Below are 16,224 nucleotides of genomic sequence, written 5' to 3' on the forward strand. Positions count from 1 at the left end.
ACGCATCTGGAAGGGCCGGGCACCACGGCACCGGCCTTTCCGCGAGCCGCGACGGCAGGGATCACCCATCGTCGCGCTCATGCTCGAAAGCCCCGACGGTCAGAAACCGTCAGGGCTTGCTACTGCTCCGTGGAGGCGTCAAGAGCCATCCACGGTTGTTAACCCCCTTGTGTAGGAGCCCCGCCCCGGGGCGAAGCTTTTCTCCAGCTTCGCGGCGGGGCGCCGCTCCTACATGATAGGTGAGATGTTCAGACCTCCTCTTTGAAGCGCAAACGCCAAGCATGCAGCAGCGGCTCGGTGTAACCGGACGGCTGCTCGCGGCCCTTGAACACCAGGTCACTGGCGGCGCGGAAGGCGTGGGATTGTTCGAAGTTCGGCGCCATCTGGCGGTAGGCCGGGTCGCCGGCATTCTGCCCGTCGACTACCTGTGCCATGCGCTGCAGCGTCTCGCGCACCTGGGCCTCGTTGACCACGCCGTGGTGCAGCCAGTTGGCGATGTGCTGGGCGGAGATACGCAGGGTGGCGCGGTCTTCCATCAGGCCGACGTTGTGGATCTCCGGCACCTTGGAGCAGCCGACGCCCTGCTCGACCCAGCGCACCACGTAACCGAGGATGCCCTGGCAGTTGTTGTCCAGCTCCTGCTGGATATCGCTGGCGCTCCATGGGCGGTCGGCACTGACCGGCACGCTGAGCAGATCGTTCAGCAGGCTGTCGCGCTGGCTGGCCAGGTCGATCAGTTCCAGCTCGCTCTGCACCGCCTGCACGTCGATCTGGTGATAGTGCAGGGCATGCAGCACGGCGGCGGTTGGCGACGGTACCCAGGCGGTATTGGCGCCGGCTTTCGGGTGGCCGATCTTCTGCTCGAGCATGGCTGCCATCAGGTCCGGCATGGCCCACATGCCCTTGCCGATCTGCGCCTTGCCGCGCAGCCCGCAAGCCAGGCCGACCAGCACGTTGTTGCGCTCGTAGGCCTGGATCCAGGCGCTGGATTTCATGTCGCCCTTGCGTAGCATCGCGCCAGCTTCCATGGCGGTATGCATCTCGTCGCCAGTGCGATCGAGGAAGCCGGTGTTGATGAAGGCCACGCGCGCGCTGGCTGCCTCGATGCAGGCCTTGAGGTTGACGCTGGTACGCCGTTCCTCGTCCATGATGCCCATCTTCAGGGCGTTCGCGGGCATGCCCAGCAGCTGTTCGACGCGACCGAACAGCTCGTTGGCGAAGGCCACTTCGAACGGCCCGTGCATCTTCGGTTTGACGATATACACGCTACCGGTGCGCGAGTTGCCGCGACGCTTGAGGTCATGCAGGGCGATCAGGCTGGTCACCACGGCATCGAGGATGCCCTCGGGAATTTCCAAGCCTTCACCGTCGAGGATCGCCGGGTTGCTCATAAGGTGGCCGACGTTGCGGATGAACAGCAATGAACGACCATGCAGGGTCAGTTCACTGCCATCGGCGGCGGTATAGACACGATCCGTATTGAGCCGGCGGGTGATGCGCTTGCCGCCCTTTTCCAGTTCCTCGGCCAGGTCACCCTTCATCAGGCCCAGCCAGTTGCGGTAGACCACCACCTTGTCGGCGGCGTCGACGGCAGCCACGGAGTCCTCGCAGTCCATGATGGTCGACAGCGCCGCTTCCATCAGCACGTCTTTCACGCCCGCGGCGTCGGTGCTGCCGATGGGGCTGCTGGCGTCGATCTGGATCTCGAAGTGCAGGCCGTTGTTCTTCAGCAGCACGGCGCTCGGCGTGGCTGCGTCACCCTGGAAGCCGATGAACTTCTCCGGCTGCGCCAGGGAGGTCTGTGCACCGCCGCTCAGGGTCACCTGTAGCTGGCCGGCGACCACGGCATAGGCACTGGCATCGGCGTGCGAGCCCTTGGCCAGCGGCGCAGCCTGGTCGAGGAAGGCGCGGGCGAAGGCGATCACCTTGGCGCCGCGTACTTCGTTATAGCCGGGGCCTTTGCTGGCGCCGCCTTCTTCGCTGATCGCGTCGGTGCCATACAGGGCGTCGTACAGCGAGCCCCAGCGGGCGTTGGCGGCGTTCAGTGCGTAACGTGCATTCATCACCGGCACCACCAACTGCGGGCCGGCCTGGGTGGCGATCTCGCTGTCGACGTTGGCAGTGGTCGCCTTGACCTGCTCCGGCTGCGGCAGCAGATAGCCGATGGAGCCGAGGAAGGCGCGGTAGGCGTTCATGTCAGTGATCGGCCCGGGGTTGGCACGGTGCCAGTTATCCAGCTCGGTCTGCAGACGGTCACGCTCGGCCAGCAGCGCGCGGTTACGCGGGGCCAGGTCGTGTACCAGCGCGTCGAAACCGCTCCAGAAGGCCGCAGCCTCGACACCGCTACCGGGCAGCACTTCGCTTTCGATGAATTGCTTGAGCTCGGCGGCTACCTGCAGGCGCTGACATTGCACGCGTTCGGTCATCTTTCTGTTCTCCTGTTTGCATCCGCCCATGGTGGTGCGGGTCAATCAATGTTTTGTAGGGCCCCGCCCCGGGGCGAAGCTCTTAATGTTTTGTTCGCCGCGAGGCGCGGCTCCTACAGGTATCGCACCGTACGGCCCTCATCCGTCACTGCGTGCCACCTTCTCCCGGAGGGAGAAGGGCATCAGTTGGCGGCTGCGCCGCATGTTTAAAGGGCCGCAATACCCGCTTTGGCCACCTGCGCATCCTGTTCGGCCTTGACCCCGGATACACCGACGGCACCGACCACCTGGCCGTCCACCAGCACCGGCACGCCACCCTCCAATGAAGTAATCAGCGGTGCGCTGAGGAAGGCACTGCGGCCGCCGTTGACCATGTCTTCGTAGCCCTTGGTTTCGCGGCGGCCGATGGCGGCGCTGCGCGCCTTCTCGGTGGCGATGTAGGCGCCGATCGGCGCGCAGCCGTCGAGGCGCTCCAAGGCCAGCGGATGACCGCCGTCATCGACTACGGCAATGGCCACAGCCCAGCCCTGTTGCTGCGCTTCGCTGCGGGCTGCCTGGAGGATCTGGCTGACTTCGCTTTGGCTGAGTACGGCTTTATGTTGCATGGCATACCTCGTGTTCTTGGTTTTCTCCCCTCTCTCATTCATGGGAGAGGGGCCGGGGGAGAGGGTTCAGGCTTCTACGCCATCGCTTCCTCGACGATTTCGATCCAGTGCCGCACCGGCGTACGCCCGGCGCCGTCCAGGTGGGTCTGGCAGCCGATATTGGCGGTGACGATGGCGTCCGGTTTGCCGCTTTCCAACGCGTTCAACTTGTTGTCGCGAAGCTGCCGCGACAGCTCGGGCTGGGTCAGCGAATAGGTGCCGGCCGAGCCGCAGCAGAGGTGGCCGTCCGGCACCGCTGTCAGCCCGAAACCGAGGCGCGTCAGCACGCCTTCCACCGCGCCGCCTAGCTTCTGCGCATGCTGCAGGGTGCAAGGGCAATGGAAGGCCAGGCGTTGTTCGGCACGTACCTGCAACTGTTCCAGCGCCTCGCCCTGCAGCACCTCGACCAGATCCTTGGCCAGGGCGCTGACCCGCGCTGCCTTGCTTGCATAAGCGGGGTCACCTGCGAGCAGGTGGCCATAGTCCTTGACGAAGGCACCACAGCCGCTGGCGGTCTGCACGATGGCTTCGGTGCCGGCTTCGATGGCTGGCCACCAGGCGTCGATGTTCTGCCGGGCGCGCTGCAACCCGGCTTCTTGAGCGTTGAGGTGATAGTCGACGGCGCCGCAGCAGCCGGCTTCGTGGATCGGCGTGACGCTGATGCCGAGGCGATCGAGCACGCGTGCGGTGGCGGCATTGGTGTTGGGCGACAGCCCCGGTTGCACACAGCCTTCGAGCATCAGCACGCGGCGTGCATGTTGCTCGGTCGGGCGTGGCTTGGCCGGGCGAATCTCGCGCGGCAGCTTGGCCTTGAGTGTGGCCGGCAGCAGCGGGCGCAGGGCCAGACCGGCCTGGGTCAGCGTCTTGAACAGCGCTGGTCGCGGTACCACGGCGCGCAGGCCCTGGCGCAACAGGCGTTCGTTCAGCGGTCGCGGCACAGCCTGTTCGACCACCTCACGGCCGATATCCAGCAGGTTGTGATACTGCACGCCGGACGGGCAGGTGGTTTCGCAGTTGCGGCAGGTCAGGCAGCGATCCAGATGCTGTTGGGTCTTGGCCGTGACTTCATTGCCTTCGAGCATCTGCTTGATCAGGTAGATGCGCCCGCGTGGGCCGTCCAGCTCGTCGCCGAGCAGCTGGTAGGTCGGGCAGGTGGCGTTGCAGAAGCCGCAGTGCACGCAGGAGCGCAGGATGCGTTCGGCTTCTTCGGCGCGCGGTAGGCGTTTGGCCTGTTCACTCAAATTGGTCTGCACGTCTTATACCTCGGCGTACATGCGGCCAGGGTTGAAAATACCCTGGGGGTCGAGCTGGTTCTTCAACTGGCGCTGGTAGCGCAGCAGCGGTGCAGCCAGCGGCTGGAAAGGTTGCGCCTGGCCGGCGGCGAAGCAGGTGGCGTGGCCGCCGAGCTTGGCCGTCACACGCTGGATCAGCTCGCCGTCGGCGTCGGTCTTCAGCCATCGCTGCGCGCCGCCCCAATCGATCATCTGGCGACCGGGCAGGTCGAGCAGACCGCTGTTGGCCGGCAGCGACAGGCGCCATAGCGTGCCGCTGGCGCTGAAGAACGGCAGGCGCTGTTCGCGTAGCTCATGCCAGTAAGCGTTGTCGATCTCTTCGCCACCCAGGCGCTGGCGCGCGGCCAGCACCGAGCCCTCGCCACCTTCCAGGCGCAGGTGCAGCGCAGCACCGTCGTGGCTGGCGGCGCTGATCGGCAGCGGCTGCTGGCCCCATTCGGCGAGCTTGTTGAGGGCCTGCAGGGCTTCCACTTCCAGACGCAGGCTGAGCACCTGGCGCGGCTTGGGCAGGACCTTGAGCGAAACTTCGGCGAGCAGGCCGAGGCAGCCGAAGCTGCCGGCCATCAGGCGCGACAGGTCGTAGCCGGCGACGTTTTTCATCACCTCGCCGCCAAAGCGCAACAGCTTGCCCTGACCGGTGATCACACGGGTGCCAAGCACCTGATCGCGCACCGAACCGGCCCAGGGCCGACGCGGGCCGGACAGCCCGGCGGCAACCATGCCGCCGAGGGTGGCGCCATCGCCCAGGTGCGGCGGTTCGCATGGCAGCATCTGGTTGTTGGCCTCAAGCGCCGCCTCGATCTCGGTGAGCGGCGTACCGGCGCGGGCGGTGAGCACCAGCTCGGTGGGGTCGTAACTGACGATACCGCGATGCTGGCGGGTATCCAGTACTTCGCCAGTGGTGGCGCGGCCCAGATGCGCCTTGCTGCCGCTGCCCTGAATGCGCAGCGGGATGGCGCTGTTCAGCGCGTGGTTGACCTGTTCCAGCAGCGCGGCGCTGGCATCGAAATCATGCGCCATCAGAAACGCTCCAGTTCCGGGAAGGGCAGTTGGCCGTGATGCACATGCATGGCGCCGAACTCGGCGCAGCGGTGCAGGGTGGGGATGTTCTTACCCGGATTGAGCAGGCCGCTGGGGTCGAACGCCGCCTTCACCGCGTGGAACAGGGTGATCTCGTCGCTGTTGAACTGCGCGCACATCTGGTTGATCTTCTCGCGGCCAACGCCGTGCTCGCCGGTGATGCTGCCGCCGACCTTGACGCACAGTTCGAGGATCTTGCCGCCGATGGCCTCGGCGCGCTCCAGCTCGCCCGGCACGTTGGCATCGAACAGGATCAAGGGGTGCATGTTGCCGTCGCCGGCGTGGAACACGTTGGCCACGCGCAGGCCGTACTCCTCGGACAGCTCAGCGATGCCACGCAGCACGCCCGGCAGCTCGCGGCGCGGGATGGTGCCGTCCATGCAGTAGTAATCCGGCGAGATGCGCCCGACTGCGGGGAAGGCGTTCTTGCGCCCTGCCCAGAATTTCACCCGCTCGGCCTCGTCGCGAGCGAGGCGTACTTCGGTGGCGCCGGCTTTCTCCAGCACCTCACGAACGCGCTCGCAGTCGTCGGCGACGTCGGCCTCCACGCCGTCGAGCTCGCAGAGCAGGATGGCTTCGGCCTCCACCGGGTAGCCGGCGTGGATGAAATCTTCGGCGGCGCGAATGGCCAGGTTATCCATCATCTCCAGGCCGCCGGGGATGATGCCGGCGGCGATGATGTCACCGACCGCGCGGCCGGCCTTTTCCACTGAGTCGAAAGCCGCCAGCAGCACCTTGGCCACCTGCGGCTTGGGCAGCAGCTTGACCGTCACCTCGGTGACGATGCCGAGCATGCCTTCGGAGCCGGTGAACAGCGCCAGCAGGTCGAAACCCGGCGCGTCCAGGGCGTCGCTGCCGAGGGTCATGAACTCGCCTTCGACGGTGAGGATGTCGACCTTGAGCAGGTTGTGCACGGTCAGGCCGTACTTCAGGCAATGCACACCGCCAGCGTTCTCGGCGACGTTGCCGCCGATGGAGCAGGCGATCTGCGAAGACGGATCAGGGGCGTAATACAGGTCGAACGGCGCAGCGGCCTGGGAGATCGCCAGGTTGCGCACGCCGGGCTGCACCCGGGCGAAGCGCCCTTCGCGGTTGATCTCGAGAATCTGGTTGAAGCGCGCCATCACCAGCAGGATGCCCTTTTCCAGCGGCAGCGCGCCGCCGGACAGGCCGGTGCCGGCGCCGCGTGCTACCACCGGTACGCCACGGGCGTGGCAGAGCTTGAGCAACTGCTGCACCTGCTCGATGTGCTCGGGCAGTACTACCAGCATGGGCGTGGTGCGATAGGCGGAAAGCCCGTCGCACTCATAGGGTTTGAGGTCTTCCTGGGTGTGCAGGATGTCGAGATCGGGCAGGCTCTGGCGCAACTCGGCCAGTAGGGCGGTCTTGTCGACCGCGGGTAGCGCGCCGTCGACGCGCTCGTCGTACAGAATGCTCATGGCAGGCTCAATCTTGGACGTTGTTGTTATTGGCGGTCATGCTGCGACCTTGGCTGCATGTTTAGGCTGCCTGCTTTTTTACGTCCATTCTCTTTGCCGCTGGTAGGACCAGTTTCTTTCGTCACGCTTTCGCCATGGATTGGCCTAAGGTCTCATACACTGTGGCTTGCCTGCCGGAAGGTGCGCGATCTAAGGTGGCCCTTAAAAATTGGTACGACCAGTGCTGTGGAGGTGGCGAATGGACGGGCAACAGGGTGTCGCACGGCGGCAGGTAAGCGATGTGGTGGCCGAACGCATCGAGCGGCTGATCGTCGACGGCGTGCTCAAGGTAGGGCAGCCACTGCCGTCCGAACGACGCCTGTGCGAGAAGCTGGGCATCTCCCGCTCGGCCTTGCGTGAAGGGCTCAAGGTATTGCGTGGTCGCGGCATCATCGACACCGCGCAGGGGCGTGATTCACGGGTGGCCAAGCTCAGCGGCGAGCGCGATGCCAGCCCGCTGATGCACCTGTTCAACTCGCAACCACGCACCCTGTATGACCTGCTGGAGGTGCGCGGCCTGCTCGAAGGCGAGTCGGCGCGTTTGGCGGCGCTGCGTGGCACCGAGGCGGACTTCGTCCTGCTGACCCGGCGTTACGAAGAGATGCTGGCGGCCCATGCGCAGGAAAATCCGGTCGACCCGCGTGAGCATGCGCGCCTCGACCATGCCTTCCACCTGGCCATCTGCGAGGCCTCGCACAACCCGGTGCTGGTGCACACCCTGCAGTCGCTCACCGACCTGATGCTCAGCACCGTGTTCGCCTCGGTGAACAACCTCTATCACCGCCCGGCGCAGAAACGACAGATCGACCGCCAGCATTCGCGCCTGTACCACGCGGTGATCGAACGCCTGCCGGAGCAGGCCCAGCGCGCCGCGCGCGATCACATCAACAGCATTCGCGACAACCTGCAGGAGATCGAGCAGGAAGAGCAGCGCCTGGTACGCGCGACCATGCGTTTGGAGGGCTGGGCATGAGTTCCGCCCGTCTGCCTTTTCCCTCAACGTTTTTAGATGTGGCAGCGACCAGTCGTCTGCTTCATGACTGGTCGCACAGAATGATGGCGTTTTAACAGCTATCATCGCGCCCTTTCCGCAGCATCCGGGCCGTGCGCTCGTCGAAACTGCCCCCCCGCATTCCAATAAAAACCCCGCATTCAAGGGTTCACCCATCACTGCCGGCGCTCGTCTGCGGTGCATTGCCTCGTCCTCGAATTGGAGTACCGACGTGTTGAAGAAGTACCTGTCTGTCATTCTGCTCGCCTGCACCGCGCTGGTGAGCATGCCCAGCCTGGCGCAGTTGAGCGATTCCGAAGCCATGAACATGGCCGGTCTGCAGCGCTCGCTGACCCAGCGCATGGCCAAGAACTACCTGATGCTCGGTGCCGACGTGCGTGTAGATGTGGCCCAGCGTCAGCTCAAGGAAACCATCGAACGTTTCGATTCCAGCCAGAAGGCCCTGGCCGGTTACGCACCCACTGCCGAGATCAAGGCCGCGCTGGCCAAGGTCGACGCCACCTGGGCTGTTCATCGCCAGCAGGTCGACGCCAAGCCGGATCACGCCAAGGCCGCGGAAATGCTCGCCACCAGCGAGGAGCTGCTGCAGCAGACGCAGCACGTCAGTGACCTGATGGGTCAGCACCTGGGGGCCATGGGCGCCTCCGTGCATCACACCGGCTGGGCGCGCGTGCAAACCCAGCGCATCGCCATGCTTTACATGGCCAAATCATGGCATGTGCAGGCGCCGGACCTGGATGCCAAGCTGGATACGGCCGTGAGCGACTTCGAAACCATCCTCAAGGAGCTGGAAGCCCGCGGTACGCCGAACGAGGAAATCGCCAACGCCCAGCGCCGTGCCCGTGCCCACTGGGGCTTCACCCTCAAGGGCATCGACCTGCATGCCAGTCAGGACTTCGTGCCGACCGTGATCACCGTCAGTACCGACTCGCTGTTCCGCCAGCTCAACGAGCTGACCCGCCTCTACGCCGGCCTGCAAGCCAAAGAGGCCTGATAGCCATTCGCCAGGTCGTCACCTTACTGACCCGCTTTTGCGCTATAACCAAGCGAAAGTCGGGCAGAGGTGACGGGCATGAGCGAAGCAACTGATCAGGCGGTCTACAAGACTTTGCTGGAGTCCACCCGGGCGATTCCCTGGAAGATCGACTGGAAGAGCATGACCTTTGCCTATATCGGCCCGCAGATCGAAAGTCTGCTGGGCTGGTCGCAGGCCAGCTGGGTCAGCGCCGAGGACTGGGCGACGCGCATGCATCCGGATGATCGCGAGAAAGTGGTGGAATTCTGCATCTCGCAATCGCAGAACGGCGTCGATCACGAAGCCGACTACCGCGCACTGACCGCCGCCGGTGATTACGTGTGGATTCGCGACGTGGTGCACGTGGTGCGCGACGACAACGGCGAGGTGGACTCGCTGATCGGCTTCATGTTCGACATCAGCGAGCGCAAGAAGACCGAGGAACAGCTGCTGACCCTGCAGAAGCAGCTGGAGGAGTACTCCTACAAGGACGGCCTTACCGGCGTGGCCAACCGGCGCATGTTCGACAGCGTGCTGGCCACCGAATGGGCCAATGCCCAGCGCACTCAGCAGCCGCTGTCGCTGATCCTGCTGGATATCGATCACTTCAAGCAGTTCAACGACCATTACGGGCATATCCAGGGCGACGACTGCCTGAAAAGCGTCGGCCAGGCGCTGAGCCGCGCGGCCAGCCGGCCACGGGATTTTGTCGGCCGCTTCGGTGGCGAGGAGTTCGTGCTGGTGCTGCCGGAGACCGATGAAGCCGCCGCCCGCCATATCGCCGAGCGCTGCCGCCAGCAGGTACGCCAGCAGCGCATTGCCCACGAACGCTCGTCGGTGTCGTCGCTGCTCACCATCAGCCTCGGCGTGGGCACCATCGTGCCGGGCGCCCATGATCGACCGCTGGATTTCCTCAATAGCGTCGACAAGTTGCTCTACCAGGCCAAGCAACGCGGTCGTGACCGCTTGGAAGTGGCCAAGGCGCCCGCTCGTTCGACGTTGGATGGTGCCGCTGACGCCCGCGCTTGAGCAATCGTTAACCTGAGCGTAACGATAGCGCTGGCTGCTTGATTGATGACCCTAGGGTCACGCTCCTAATGTGCCTCCACGACAGCGGAACTCGTGGAGTCTTCAATGACAACAACAATATCCCCACCGCCGCAGTGGTCGCGTCGTCGCGCTGAAAAAGCTCGGCGACTCGATCAGGTGCGCAACCTCGCCGATGGCGTGGTCCTGCCCAGCGACAAGATCGTCGCGGCCCTCGAAGCTTTGATCGCCCCCGGCGATCGCGTGGTGCTCGAAGGCAACAACCAGAAGCAGGCGGACTTCCTCTCCCGCTCGCTGGCCAAGGCCGACCCCGGGCGCCTGCACGACCTGCACATGATCATGCCCAGTGTCAGCCGCGCCGAGCATCTCGATCTGTTCGAGCGCGGCATCGCCCGCAAGCTCGACTTCTCCTTCGCCGGGCCGCAGAGCCTGCGCATCGGCCAACTGCTCGAAGACGGGCAGATGGAAGTCGGCGCCATCCACACCTACATCGAACTGTATTCGCGCCTGCTGGTGGACCTGATCCCCAACGTCGCGCTGGTCGCCGGCTTCCAGGCCGACCGCCACGGCAACATCTACAACGGCCCGAGCACCGAGGACACTCCGGCGCTGGTCGAACCCACCGCCTTCTCCGACGGCATCGTGATCTTCCAGGTCAACGAGATCGTCGACGAGCTGCCGCGCGTGGACATCCCCGCTTCTTGGGTCGACTTCGTGGTGGTGGCCGACAAGCCCTTCTATATCGAGCCGCTGTTCACCCGCGATCCGCGCCACATCACGTCCGTGCACGTGCTGATGGCGATGATGGCGATTCGCGGTATCTACGAAAAACACAACGTGCAGTCGCTCAATCATGGCATTGGCTTCAACACCGCCGCCATCGAGCTGATCCTGCCGACCTACGGCGAGTCGCTGGGGCTGAAGGGCAAGATCTGCCGCAACTGGACGCTCAACCCGCACCCGACGCTGATCCCGGCCATCGAAACTGGCTGGGTGGAAAGCGTGCACTGCTTCGGCACCGAGCTGGGCATGGAAGGCTATATCGCCCAGCGCCCGGATGTGTTCTTCACCGGCCGCGACGGCTCTATGCGCTCCAACCGCATGATGTGCCAGCTGGCCGGGCAGTACGCGGTCGACCTGTTTATCGGCGCCACCCTGCAAGTGGACGGCGATGGCCATTCCTCCACCGTCACCCGTGGCCGCCTGGCCGGTTTCGGCGGTGCGCCGAATATGGGTCATGACCCGCGCGGTCGGCGTCATTCGACGCCCGCCTGGCTGGACATGCGCCCAGGCGACAGCGAAGCGCCGCTGCTCGAGCGCGGCAAGAAGCTGGTGGTACAGATGGTCGAGACCTTCCAGGAGGGCGGCAAACCCACCTTCGTCGAGCAGCTCGATGCGGTAGAGATGGCGAAGAAGGTCGGCATGCCGCTGGCGCCGATCATGATCTATGGCGACGACGTCACCCACCTGCTCACTGAGGAAGGCATCGCCTACCTGTACAAGGCGCGCACTGTGGAAGAGCGCCAGGCGATGATCGCCGCGGTCGCCGGCGTCACCTCCATCGGCCTGCGTCATGACCCGAAAGACACCGCGCGCATGCGCCGTGAAGGGCTGATCGCCCTGCCCGAAGACCTCGGCATTCGCCGCACCGATGCCAGCCGCGAACTGCTCGCAGCCAAGAGCATCGCCGAACTGGTCGAGTGGTCGGGCGGCCTGTACAACCCGCCCGCCAAATTCAGGAGCTGGTGATGAATGCACTGACTGCAATTCAGCCACAGCTTTCTTTAGGCGATTGGCTGGCGGACCTAGCGGTGGATGCGCTGATCGACGAGGCCGACCTGTCGCCCAAGCCTGGCCTGGTCGACCGACGCGGCAGTGGCGCGCACACCGATCTGCACCTGGGTCTGATGCACGCCTCGGCGCTGGCCCTGTGGCCAAGCTTCAAGGCCATGGCCGAGGCCGCGCAACAACGCGGTGCCATCGACCAGGCACTGCGTGAGGACGTTGGCCGCATCGGTCGCGAAGGTGAGGTGGAGATGCTGCGCGTCACTGGTGGCGTCAACACCCATCGCGGCGCGATCTGGGCGTTGGGTCTGCTCAGTGCCGCTGCCGCACTCGAACCCTGCGAGTTGGCACCAGAACAGGTCGCGGTGCGCGCCGCACGCCTTGCCCTGCTCAATGACCGCGCCGCGCCCGTCACTGGCGACAGCCATGGCGCGCAGGTTTGCCGTCTGTACGGCGTGCATGGTGCCCGCGAGGAAGCGCAGCTGGGCTTCCCTGCGGTGATCCAGCAGGCGCTGCCGCAATTGGCGCAAAGCCGCGCCGCCGGGGCTGGGGAGCAGAACGCTCGCCTGGATGCGCTGCTGGCGATCATGACCCAGCTGGCTGACACCTGCGTGCTGTATCGCGCCGGCATGGCCGGGCTGACGTGCATGCAAAGCGGCGCCCGCGCAGTGCTCGCCGCCGGTGGTTGCGCCAGCCTCGATGGTCGCCGTCTGCTGCGTGACCTCGAACGCGACATGCTGCGCCTACGTGCCTCGCCTGGCGGCGCTGCCGATCTGCTTGCCGCCACCCTGTTCCTCGACCGCCTGCAGCATGGCCTGCCGGCGCAGCTTGGGAGTCTGTGAAATGGAAACCCTGTCTTTTCAATTCCCCGCCGGGCAACCGGCCAAGGGCCGCGCGCTGGTGGGCTGCGTTGGCTCCGGCGACCTGGAAGTGCTGCTCGAACCCGGCCAGGCCGGCACCCTGGCCATCCAAGTGGTGACCTCGGTGAACGGCAGCGCACCGCGCTGGCAGCTCTTGTTCGAACGCATGTTCCGCGAGCAGCAGCTGCCCGCGCTGAACATCGCCATTCATGATTTTGGCGCCACGCCCGGCGTGGTGCGCCTACGCCTGGAGCAAGGCCTGGAGGAACTGAACCATGGCTGAGCAAAACATTGCGCGCCTGCTGGCGCAGCGCAGCTTCACTGAACTCGGTGCCCGCGGGCGAGCTCGCGCACTGCTCGATGCCGGCAGCTTCCGCGAGCTGCTCGATCCGTTCGCCCGGCTGATGTCGCCCTGGCTGCCCAAGCAGGGCATCGTGCCGCAGGCCGATGACGGCGTGGTGGTGGCCAAGGGCCTGATCGACGGCCAGCCTGCGGTGGTGATCGCCATCGAGGGTGCCTTCCAGGGTGGCAGCCTCGGCGAAGTGGGTGGCGCGAATATCGCCGGTGCCTTGGAGCTGGCGGCTGAAGACAATAAGGCCGGTACGCCGACCCGCGCCGTGCTGCTGCTGGAGACCGGTGGCGTGCGCCTGCAGGAAGCCAACCTGGGCCTGGCGGCAATCGCCGAGATCCAGGCTGCCATCGTCGAGCTGCGTCAGTATCAGCCGGTGATCGGCCTGGTCGCCGGCCCGGTCGGCTGCTTCGGCGGCATGTCCATCGCTGCCGGACTATGCAGCTACCTGCTGGTCACCCGCGAGGCGCGCCTGGGGCTCAACGGCCCGCAAGTGATCGAACAGGAAGCCGGGCTGGATGAATACGACTCGCGCGACCGTCCCTTCGTCTGGAGCCTGACCGGCGGCGAGCAGCGTCACGCCAGCGGTCTGGTGGATGGCTATGTAGCCGATGATGTCGACGCCATTCGCAGCGAGCTGCATGGGCTGTTCGCCAAGGGCAAACCGACGCAGGAGCGCAGCCGTCGTCACGCCTGGTTCCTTGAACGCCTGCGCGCTGTCGACACCGCCGTCCAGGCCGATGCCGCTGCCGTACGCAGCGCCTACCAGGGAGCATGAACATGACAACTGCACAGGAACAACGCGGCCTGCACTGGTTCCAGGCCCTGGCCGGCGCCGCCCAGCAGCAACCAGGTTTGCCTGCCTCGCTGCGGGTGGCCGATGGCGAATTGGCTGGCCAGGCAGTGCGCTATCTGGCGGTGATCGCCGATGCCAACAATCCATTCCCCCGCGCCCGCAACGGCGAAGTCGGCCTGCTCGAAGGCTGGGGTTTGGCACAGGCGGTCGATGAGGCCATCGAGGCTGACCGCGATAACCCGCACAAGCGCGCACTGATCGCCATCGTCGACGTGCCGAGCCAGGCTTATGGTCGCCGCGAGGAAGCCTATGGCATTCATCAGGCGCTGGCCGGCGCGGTGGACGCCTATGCCCGAGCTCGCCTGGCCGGGCATGCGGTGATCGGTCTGCTGGTCGGCAAGGCCATGTCCGGCGCCTTCCTCGCCCACGGCTACCAGGCCAACCGCCTGATCGCCCTGCGCGACGCTGGGGTGATGGTGCACGCCATGGGCAAGGCGGCGGCCGCGCGCATCACCCTGCGCAGCGTCGACGAACTGGAGGCCCTGGCCGCCAGCGTGCCGCCGATGGCCTATGACCTGGATAGCTACGCCTCGCTCGGCCTGCTGTCTGAGGTGCTCGACGTGGAGCAGGTGACGCAGCCATCGGCTGCCGACCTGGCCCGCGTGCAGGACGCCCTGAACCGTGCCCTGAGCGATATCGCCGCCAGCCCGCGTGACCTGCGCAACCGCCTGGGCGCCACCAACCGCGCGGCTTCCAGTCAGGTGCGTGAGGCCTTGCGCGCGCAGTGGTGAGCAGGTCGCGCACGGCCACCGTAGGGTGCGCCGTGCGCACCATTAATCGAAACGGTGCGCATGGCGCACCCTACAGAGAACGCATCAATGCACCCCACACCCCGTCCACATGATCTGCTTTGGGGCCTGCGCCCCGAGCACCTGCCACAGGAGGCGCCGGCCTGGGCTCGTGCCGCCCTGGGCGGGCATGTGCCGGTGGTGGTGCGCCGTGCGCCGGCTGACGCCGGCTGGGTCGCGGTCGGTATCCGTGGCATGGCGCGTGAACAGCGGCATGCCGCCTGGATGCGCGTGAGCGAGATACGTCGTCTGGTCAGCCCGCAGGCGGTGGCGCGGGCGGGCCGCTGGCGTAGCCACGCTCAGCCGCAGTGGCCGGCGTTGCGCGCGTTGAGCCAGCTGGCGCCGCATCTCGATGCCCTTTGCCTGGCCTGGGGCGTGACCGGTAGCCTGGGCTTCGAGTTGGCCAGCGGCATCACTGCCGTGCATCCAGACAGCGATCTCGATCTGTCGCTGCGTGCGCCGCACCACCTGCAGCGCGAATGGGCACGCACGCTTTGCCGCCTGCTGGACGAGGCCCCCGGGCGTATCGACCTGCAGCTGGAAACCCCATACGGCGCTGTGGCGCTACGTGAATGGGCCGGCGAGGCGCCGCGCGTGTTGCTGAAAACCCAGGACGGCCCGCTGCTGGTACGTGATCCGTGGCAGTTACAGCAGGTGGCGGCGTGAGCACGCTCTGGGCCTTCCCCGGCCAGGGCGCGCAGCAGCCCGGCATGCTCCAGGCATTGCCCGCCTTGCCGGTGGTGCAGGCTTCTATCGAGCAGGCCAGCGCTGCGCTGGGCGAGGACGTACGCCTGCTGGATTCGGCCGAAGCCTTGCACAGCACGCGTGCCGTGCAGCTCTGCCTGTTGATTGCCGGTGTCGCCACCGCGCGCCTGCTCGGCGAGCGTGGGCATCGTCCGGACTATGTCGCCGGGCTGTCCATCGGCGCCTATGCCGCCGCTGTGGTGGCCGGCGCGCTGGATTTCGCCGATGCCCTACGCCTGGTCGCCCTGCGTGGCGAACTGATGCAGCGCGCCTACCCCAGTGGCTACGGCATGACCGCCATTCTCGGCCTCGACCAGGGCAGCATCGAACGCCTGCTGGCCGAAGCCGAAGGCCCGGTGTACCTGGGCAATATCAACGCCGAAACCCAACTGGTGATCGCCGGCAGCGATGCCGCCATGGCCGCAGTGGCCGAGCGTGCTCGCGCCCTCGGCGCCGGTATGGCCAAACGCCTGGCCATGAGCGTGCCGTCGCACTGCGAACTGCTCGATGCAACGGCTCGGGAGTTGGCCTCGGCATTCGCCAAGGTCGAGCTGCGTACACCGCAGGTGCGCGACCTGAGCAGCAGCTCGGCGCGCCTGATCCGTGATCCCGAAACCTTGCGCGACGACCTGGCTTACAACATGAGCCGCGTCGTCGACTGGCAGGCCACGCTCGTCACCGCCTATGAACGCGGCGTGCGCCTGCACCTGGAACTGCCACCCGGCGGCGTGCTGACCGGGCTCGCCCGGCGTGTCTTCGACGCCGGCCAGGCAATCGCCTTCGAGGGCGCACGTCTGGATACACTCGACGCCATGTTGCGTCAGGAGGTAAGCCGCGACCGCTGAGCC

15 protein-coding genes are annotated in these 16,224 nt (G+C 66.0%); 10 read left to right on the plus strand and 5 right to left on the minus strand.

Annotated elements, in window-relative coordinates; genetic code table 11:
* Window positions 1–248: 248 nt before the first annotated feature.
* The 5 genes from ACNFCJ_RS00370 to glcD form a co-directional block, all read right to left on the minus strand.
* Complete coding sequence (locus tag ACNFCJ_RS00370) at window positions 249–2,426, minus strand: malate synthase G (RefSeq protein ID WP_416769153.1); 2,178 nt, start codon at window positions 2,424–2,426, stop codon at window positions 249–251.
* Between the two features lie 206 nt (window positions 2,427–2,632).
* Complete coding sequence (locus tag ACNFCJ_RS00375) at window positions 2,633–3,031, minus strand: heme-binding protein (protein WP_106734700.1); 399 nt, start codon at window positions 3,029–3,031, stop codon at window positions 2,633–2,635.
* Between the two features lie 74 nt (window positions 3,032–3,105).
* Window positions 3,106–4,323, minus strand: coding sequence for a glycolate oxidase subunit GlcF (glcF, locus tag ACNFCJ_RS00380; protein WP_416769155.1), 1,218 nt, complete (start codon window positions 4,321–4,323; stop codon window positions 3,106–3,108).
* A 3-nt stretch (window positions 4,324–4,326) separates the two neighbouring features.
* Window positions 4,327–5,382, minus strand: coding sequence for a glycolate oxidase subunit GlcE (glcE, locus tag ACNFCJ_RS00385; protein ID WP_416769157.1), 1,056 nt, complete (start codon window positions 5,380–5,382; stop codon window positions 4,327–4,329).
* Complete coding sequence (gene glcD, locus ACNFCJ_RS00390; RefSeq protein ID WP_416769159.1) at window positions 5,382–6,881, minus strand: glycolate oxidase subunit GlcD; 1,500 nt, start codon at window positions 6,879–6,881, stop codon at window positions 5,382–5,384. Before glcD ends, glcE begins: the two co-directional genes overlap by 1 nt.
* A gap of 238 nt (window positions 6,882–7,119) precedes the next feature.
* Here glcD and glcC point away from each other — a divergent pair, with 238 nt between their 5' ends.
* The 10 genes from glcC to mdcH all read left to right on the plus strand — a co-directional run bounded on the left by glcC (window position 7,120) and on the right by mdcH (window position 16,221).
* Window positions 7,120–7,893 (plus strand): transcriptional regulator GlcC, encoded by a 774-nt coding sequence (gene glcC / locus ACNFCJ_RS00395; protein WP_072423634.1) that lies wholly within the window; start codon window positions 7,120–7,122, stop codon window positions 7,891–7,893.
* Between the two features lie 250 nt (window positions 7,894–8,143).
* Complete coding sequence (locus tag ACNFCJ_RS00400) at window positions 8,144–8,926, plus strand: type IV pili methyl-accepting chemotaxis transducer N-terminal domain-containing protein (RefSeq protein ID WP_416769161.1); 783 nt, start codon at window positions 8,144–8,146, stop codon at window positions 8,924–8,926.
* A 78-nt stretch (window positions 8,927–9,004) separates the two neighbouring features.
* Entirely contained in the window at window positions 9,005–9,976 is a 972-nt protein-coding gene (locus ACNFCJ_RS00405) for a diguanylate cyclase domain-containing protein (RefSeq protein ID WP_416769162.1), read from the plus strand.
* 105 nt (window positions 9,977–10,081) lie between these two features.
* Window positions 10,082–11,743: a malonate decarboxylase subunit alpha gene (gene mdcA / locus ACNFCJ_RS00410; protein ID WP_416769164.1), complete on the plus strand. Its 1,662-nt coding sequence runs from the start codon at window positions 10,082–10,084 to the stop codon at window positions 11,741–11,743.
* Window positions 11,743–12,621, plus strand: a complete 879-nt coding sequence (locus ACNFCJ_RS00415) for a triphosphoribosyl-dephospho-CoA synthase (RefSeq protein WP_416769165.1) — start codon at window positions 11,743–11,745, stop codon at window positions 12,619–12,621. Before mdcA ends, ACNFCJ_RS00415 begins: the two co-directional genes overlap by 1 nt.
* A 1-nt stretch (window position 12,622) precedes the next feature.
* Window positions 12,623–12,922, plus strand: a complete 300-nt coding sequence (locus ACNFCJ_RS00420; RefSeq protein ID WP_037005700.1) for a malonate decarboxylase subunit delta — start codon at window positions 12,623–12,625, stop codon at window positions 12,920–12,922.
* Window positions 12,915–13,766 (plus strand): biotin-independent malonate decarboxylase subunit beta, encoded by an 852-nt coding sequence (locus ACNFCJ_RS00425; RefSeq protein WP_416769167.1) that lies wholly within the window; start codon window positions 12,915–12,917, stop codon window positions 13,764–13,766. Before ACNFCJ_RS00420 ends, ACNFCJ_RS00425 begins: the two co-directional genes overlap by 8 nt.
* Before the next feature lie 2 nt (window positions 13,767–13,768).
* Window positions 13,769–14,575: a biotin-independent malonate decarboxylase subunit gamma gene (mdcE, locus tag ACNFCJ_RS00430; protein WP_416769169.1), complete on the plus strand. Its 807-nt coding sequence runs from the start codon at window positions 13,769–13,771 to the stop codon at window positions 14,573–14,575.
* Window positions 14,576–14,662: 87 nt separating this feature from the next.
* Complete coding sequence (locus tag ACNFCJ_RS00435; protein WP_416769170.1) at window positions 14,663–15,298, plus strand: malonate decarboxylase holo-ACP synthase; 636 nt, start codon at window positions 14,663–14,665, stop codon at window positions 15,296–15,298.
* Window positions 15,295–16,221: a malonate decarboxylase subunit epsilon gene (mdcH, locus tag ACNFCJ_RS00440; protein ID WP_416769171.1), complete on the plus strand. Its 927-nt coding sequence runs from the start codon at window positions 15,295–15,297 to the stop codon at window positions 16,219–16,221. Before ACNFCJ_RS00435 ends, mdcH begins: the two co-directional genes overlap by 4 nt.
* Window positions 16,222–16,224: the final 3 nt, after the last annotated feature.

Origin of the sequence: Pseudomonas sp. NY15364 (assembly GCF_048068235.1) — a bacterium.
GTDB lineage: Bacteria > Pseudomonadota > Gammaproteobacteria > Pseudomonadales > Pseudomonadaceae > Aquipseudomonas > Aquipseudomonas mendocina_D.

Bases quoted from the DNA above. Each gene is read 5' to 3' on its own strand.
- ACNFCJ_RS00375 (WP_106734700.1), bottom strand. From the start codon at position 3,031: ATGCAACATAAAGCCGTACTCAGCCAAAGCGAAGTCAGCCAGATCCTC.
- ACNFCJ_RS00435 (WP_416769170.1), top strand. From the start codon at position 14,663: ATGCACCCCACACCCCGTCCACATGATCTGCTTTGGGGCCTGCGCCCC.
- ACNFCJ_RS00425 (WP_416769167.1), top strand. From the start codon at position 12,915: ATGGCTGAGCAAAACATTGCGCGCCTGCTGGCGCAGCGCAGCTTCACT.
- ACNFCJ_RS00420 (WP_037005700.1), top strand. From the start codon at position 12,623: ATGGAAACCCTGTCTTTTCAATTCCCCGCCGGGCAACCGGCCAAGGGC.
- ACNFCJ_RS00405 (WP_416769162.1), top strand. From the start codon at position 9,005: ATGAGCGAAGCAACTGATCAGGCGGTCTACAAGACTTTGCTGGAGTCC.
- ACNFCJ_RS00370 (WP_416769153.1), bottom strand. From the start codon at position 2,426: ATGACCGAACGCGTGCAATGTCAGCGCCTGCAGGTAGCCGCCGAGCTC.
- mdcA (WP_416769164.1), top strand. From the start codon at position 10,082: ATGACAACAACAATATCCCCACCGCCGCAGTGGTCGCGTCGTCGCGCT.
- glcE (WP_416769157.1), bottom strand. From the start codon at position 5,382: ATGGCGCATGATTTCGATGCCAGCGCCGCGCTGCTGGAACAGGTCAAC.
- glcC (WP_072423634.1), top strand. From the start codon at position 7,120: ATGGACGGGCAACAGGGTGTCGCACGGCGGCAGGTAAGCGATGTGGTG.
- ACNFCJ_RS00415 (WP_416769165.1), top strand. From the start codon at position 11,743: ATGAATGCACTGACTGCAATTCAGCCACAGCTTTCTTTAGGCGATTGG.
- mdcE (WP_416769169.1), top strand. From the start codon at position 13,769: ATGACAACTGCACAGGAACAACGCGGCCTGCACTGGTTCCAGGCCCTG.
- glcD (WP_416769159.1), bottom strand. From the start codon at position 6,881: ATGAGCATTCTGTACGACGAGCGCGTCGACGGCGCGCTACCCGCGGTC.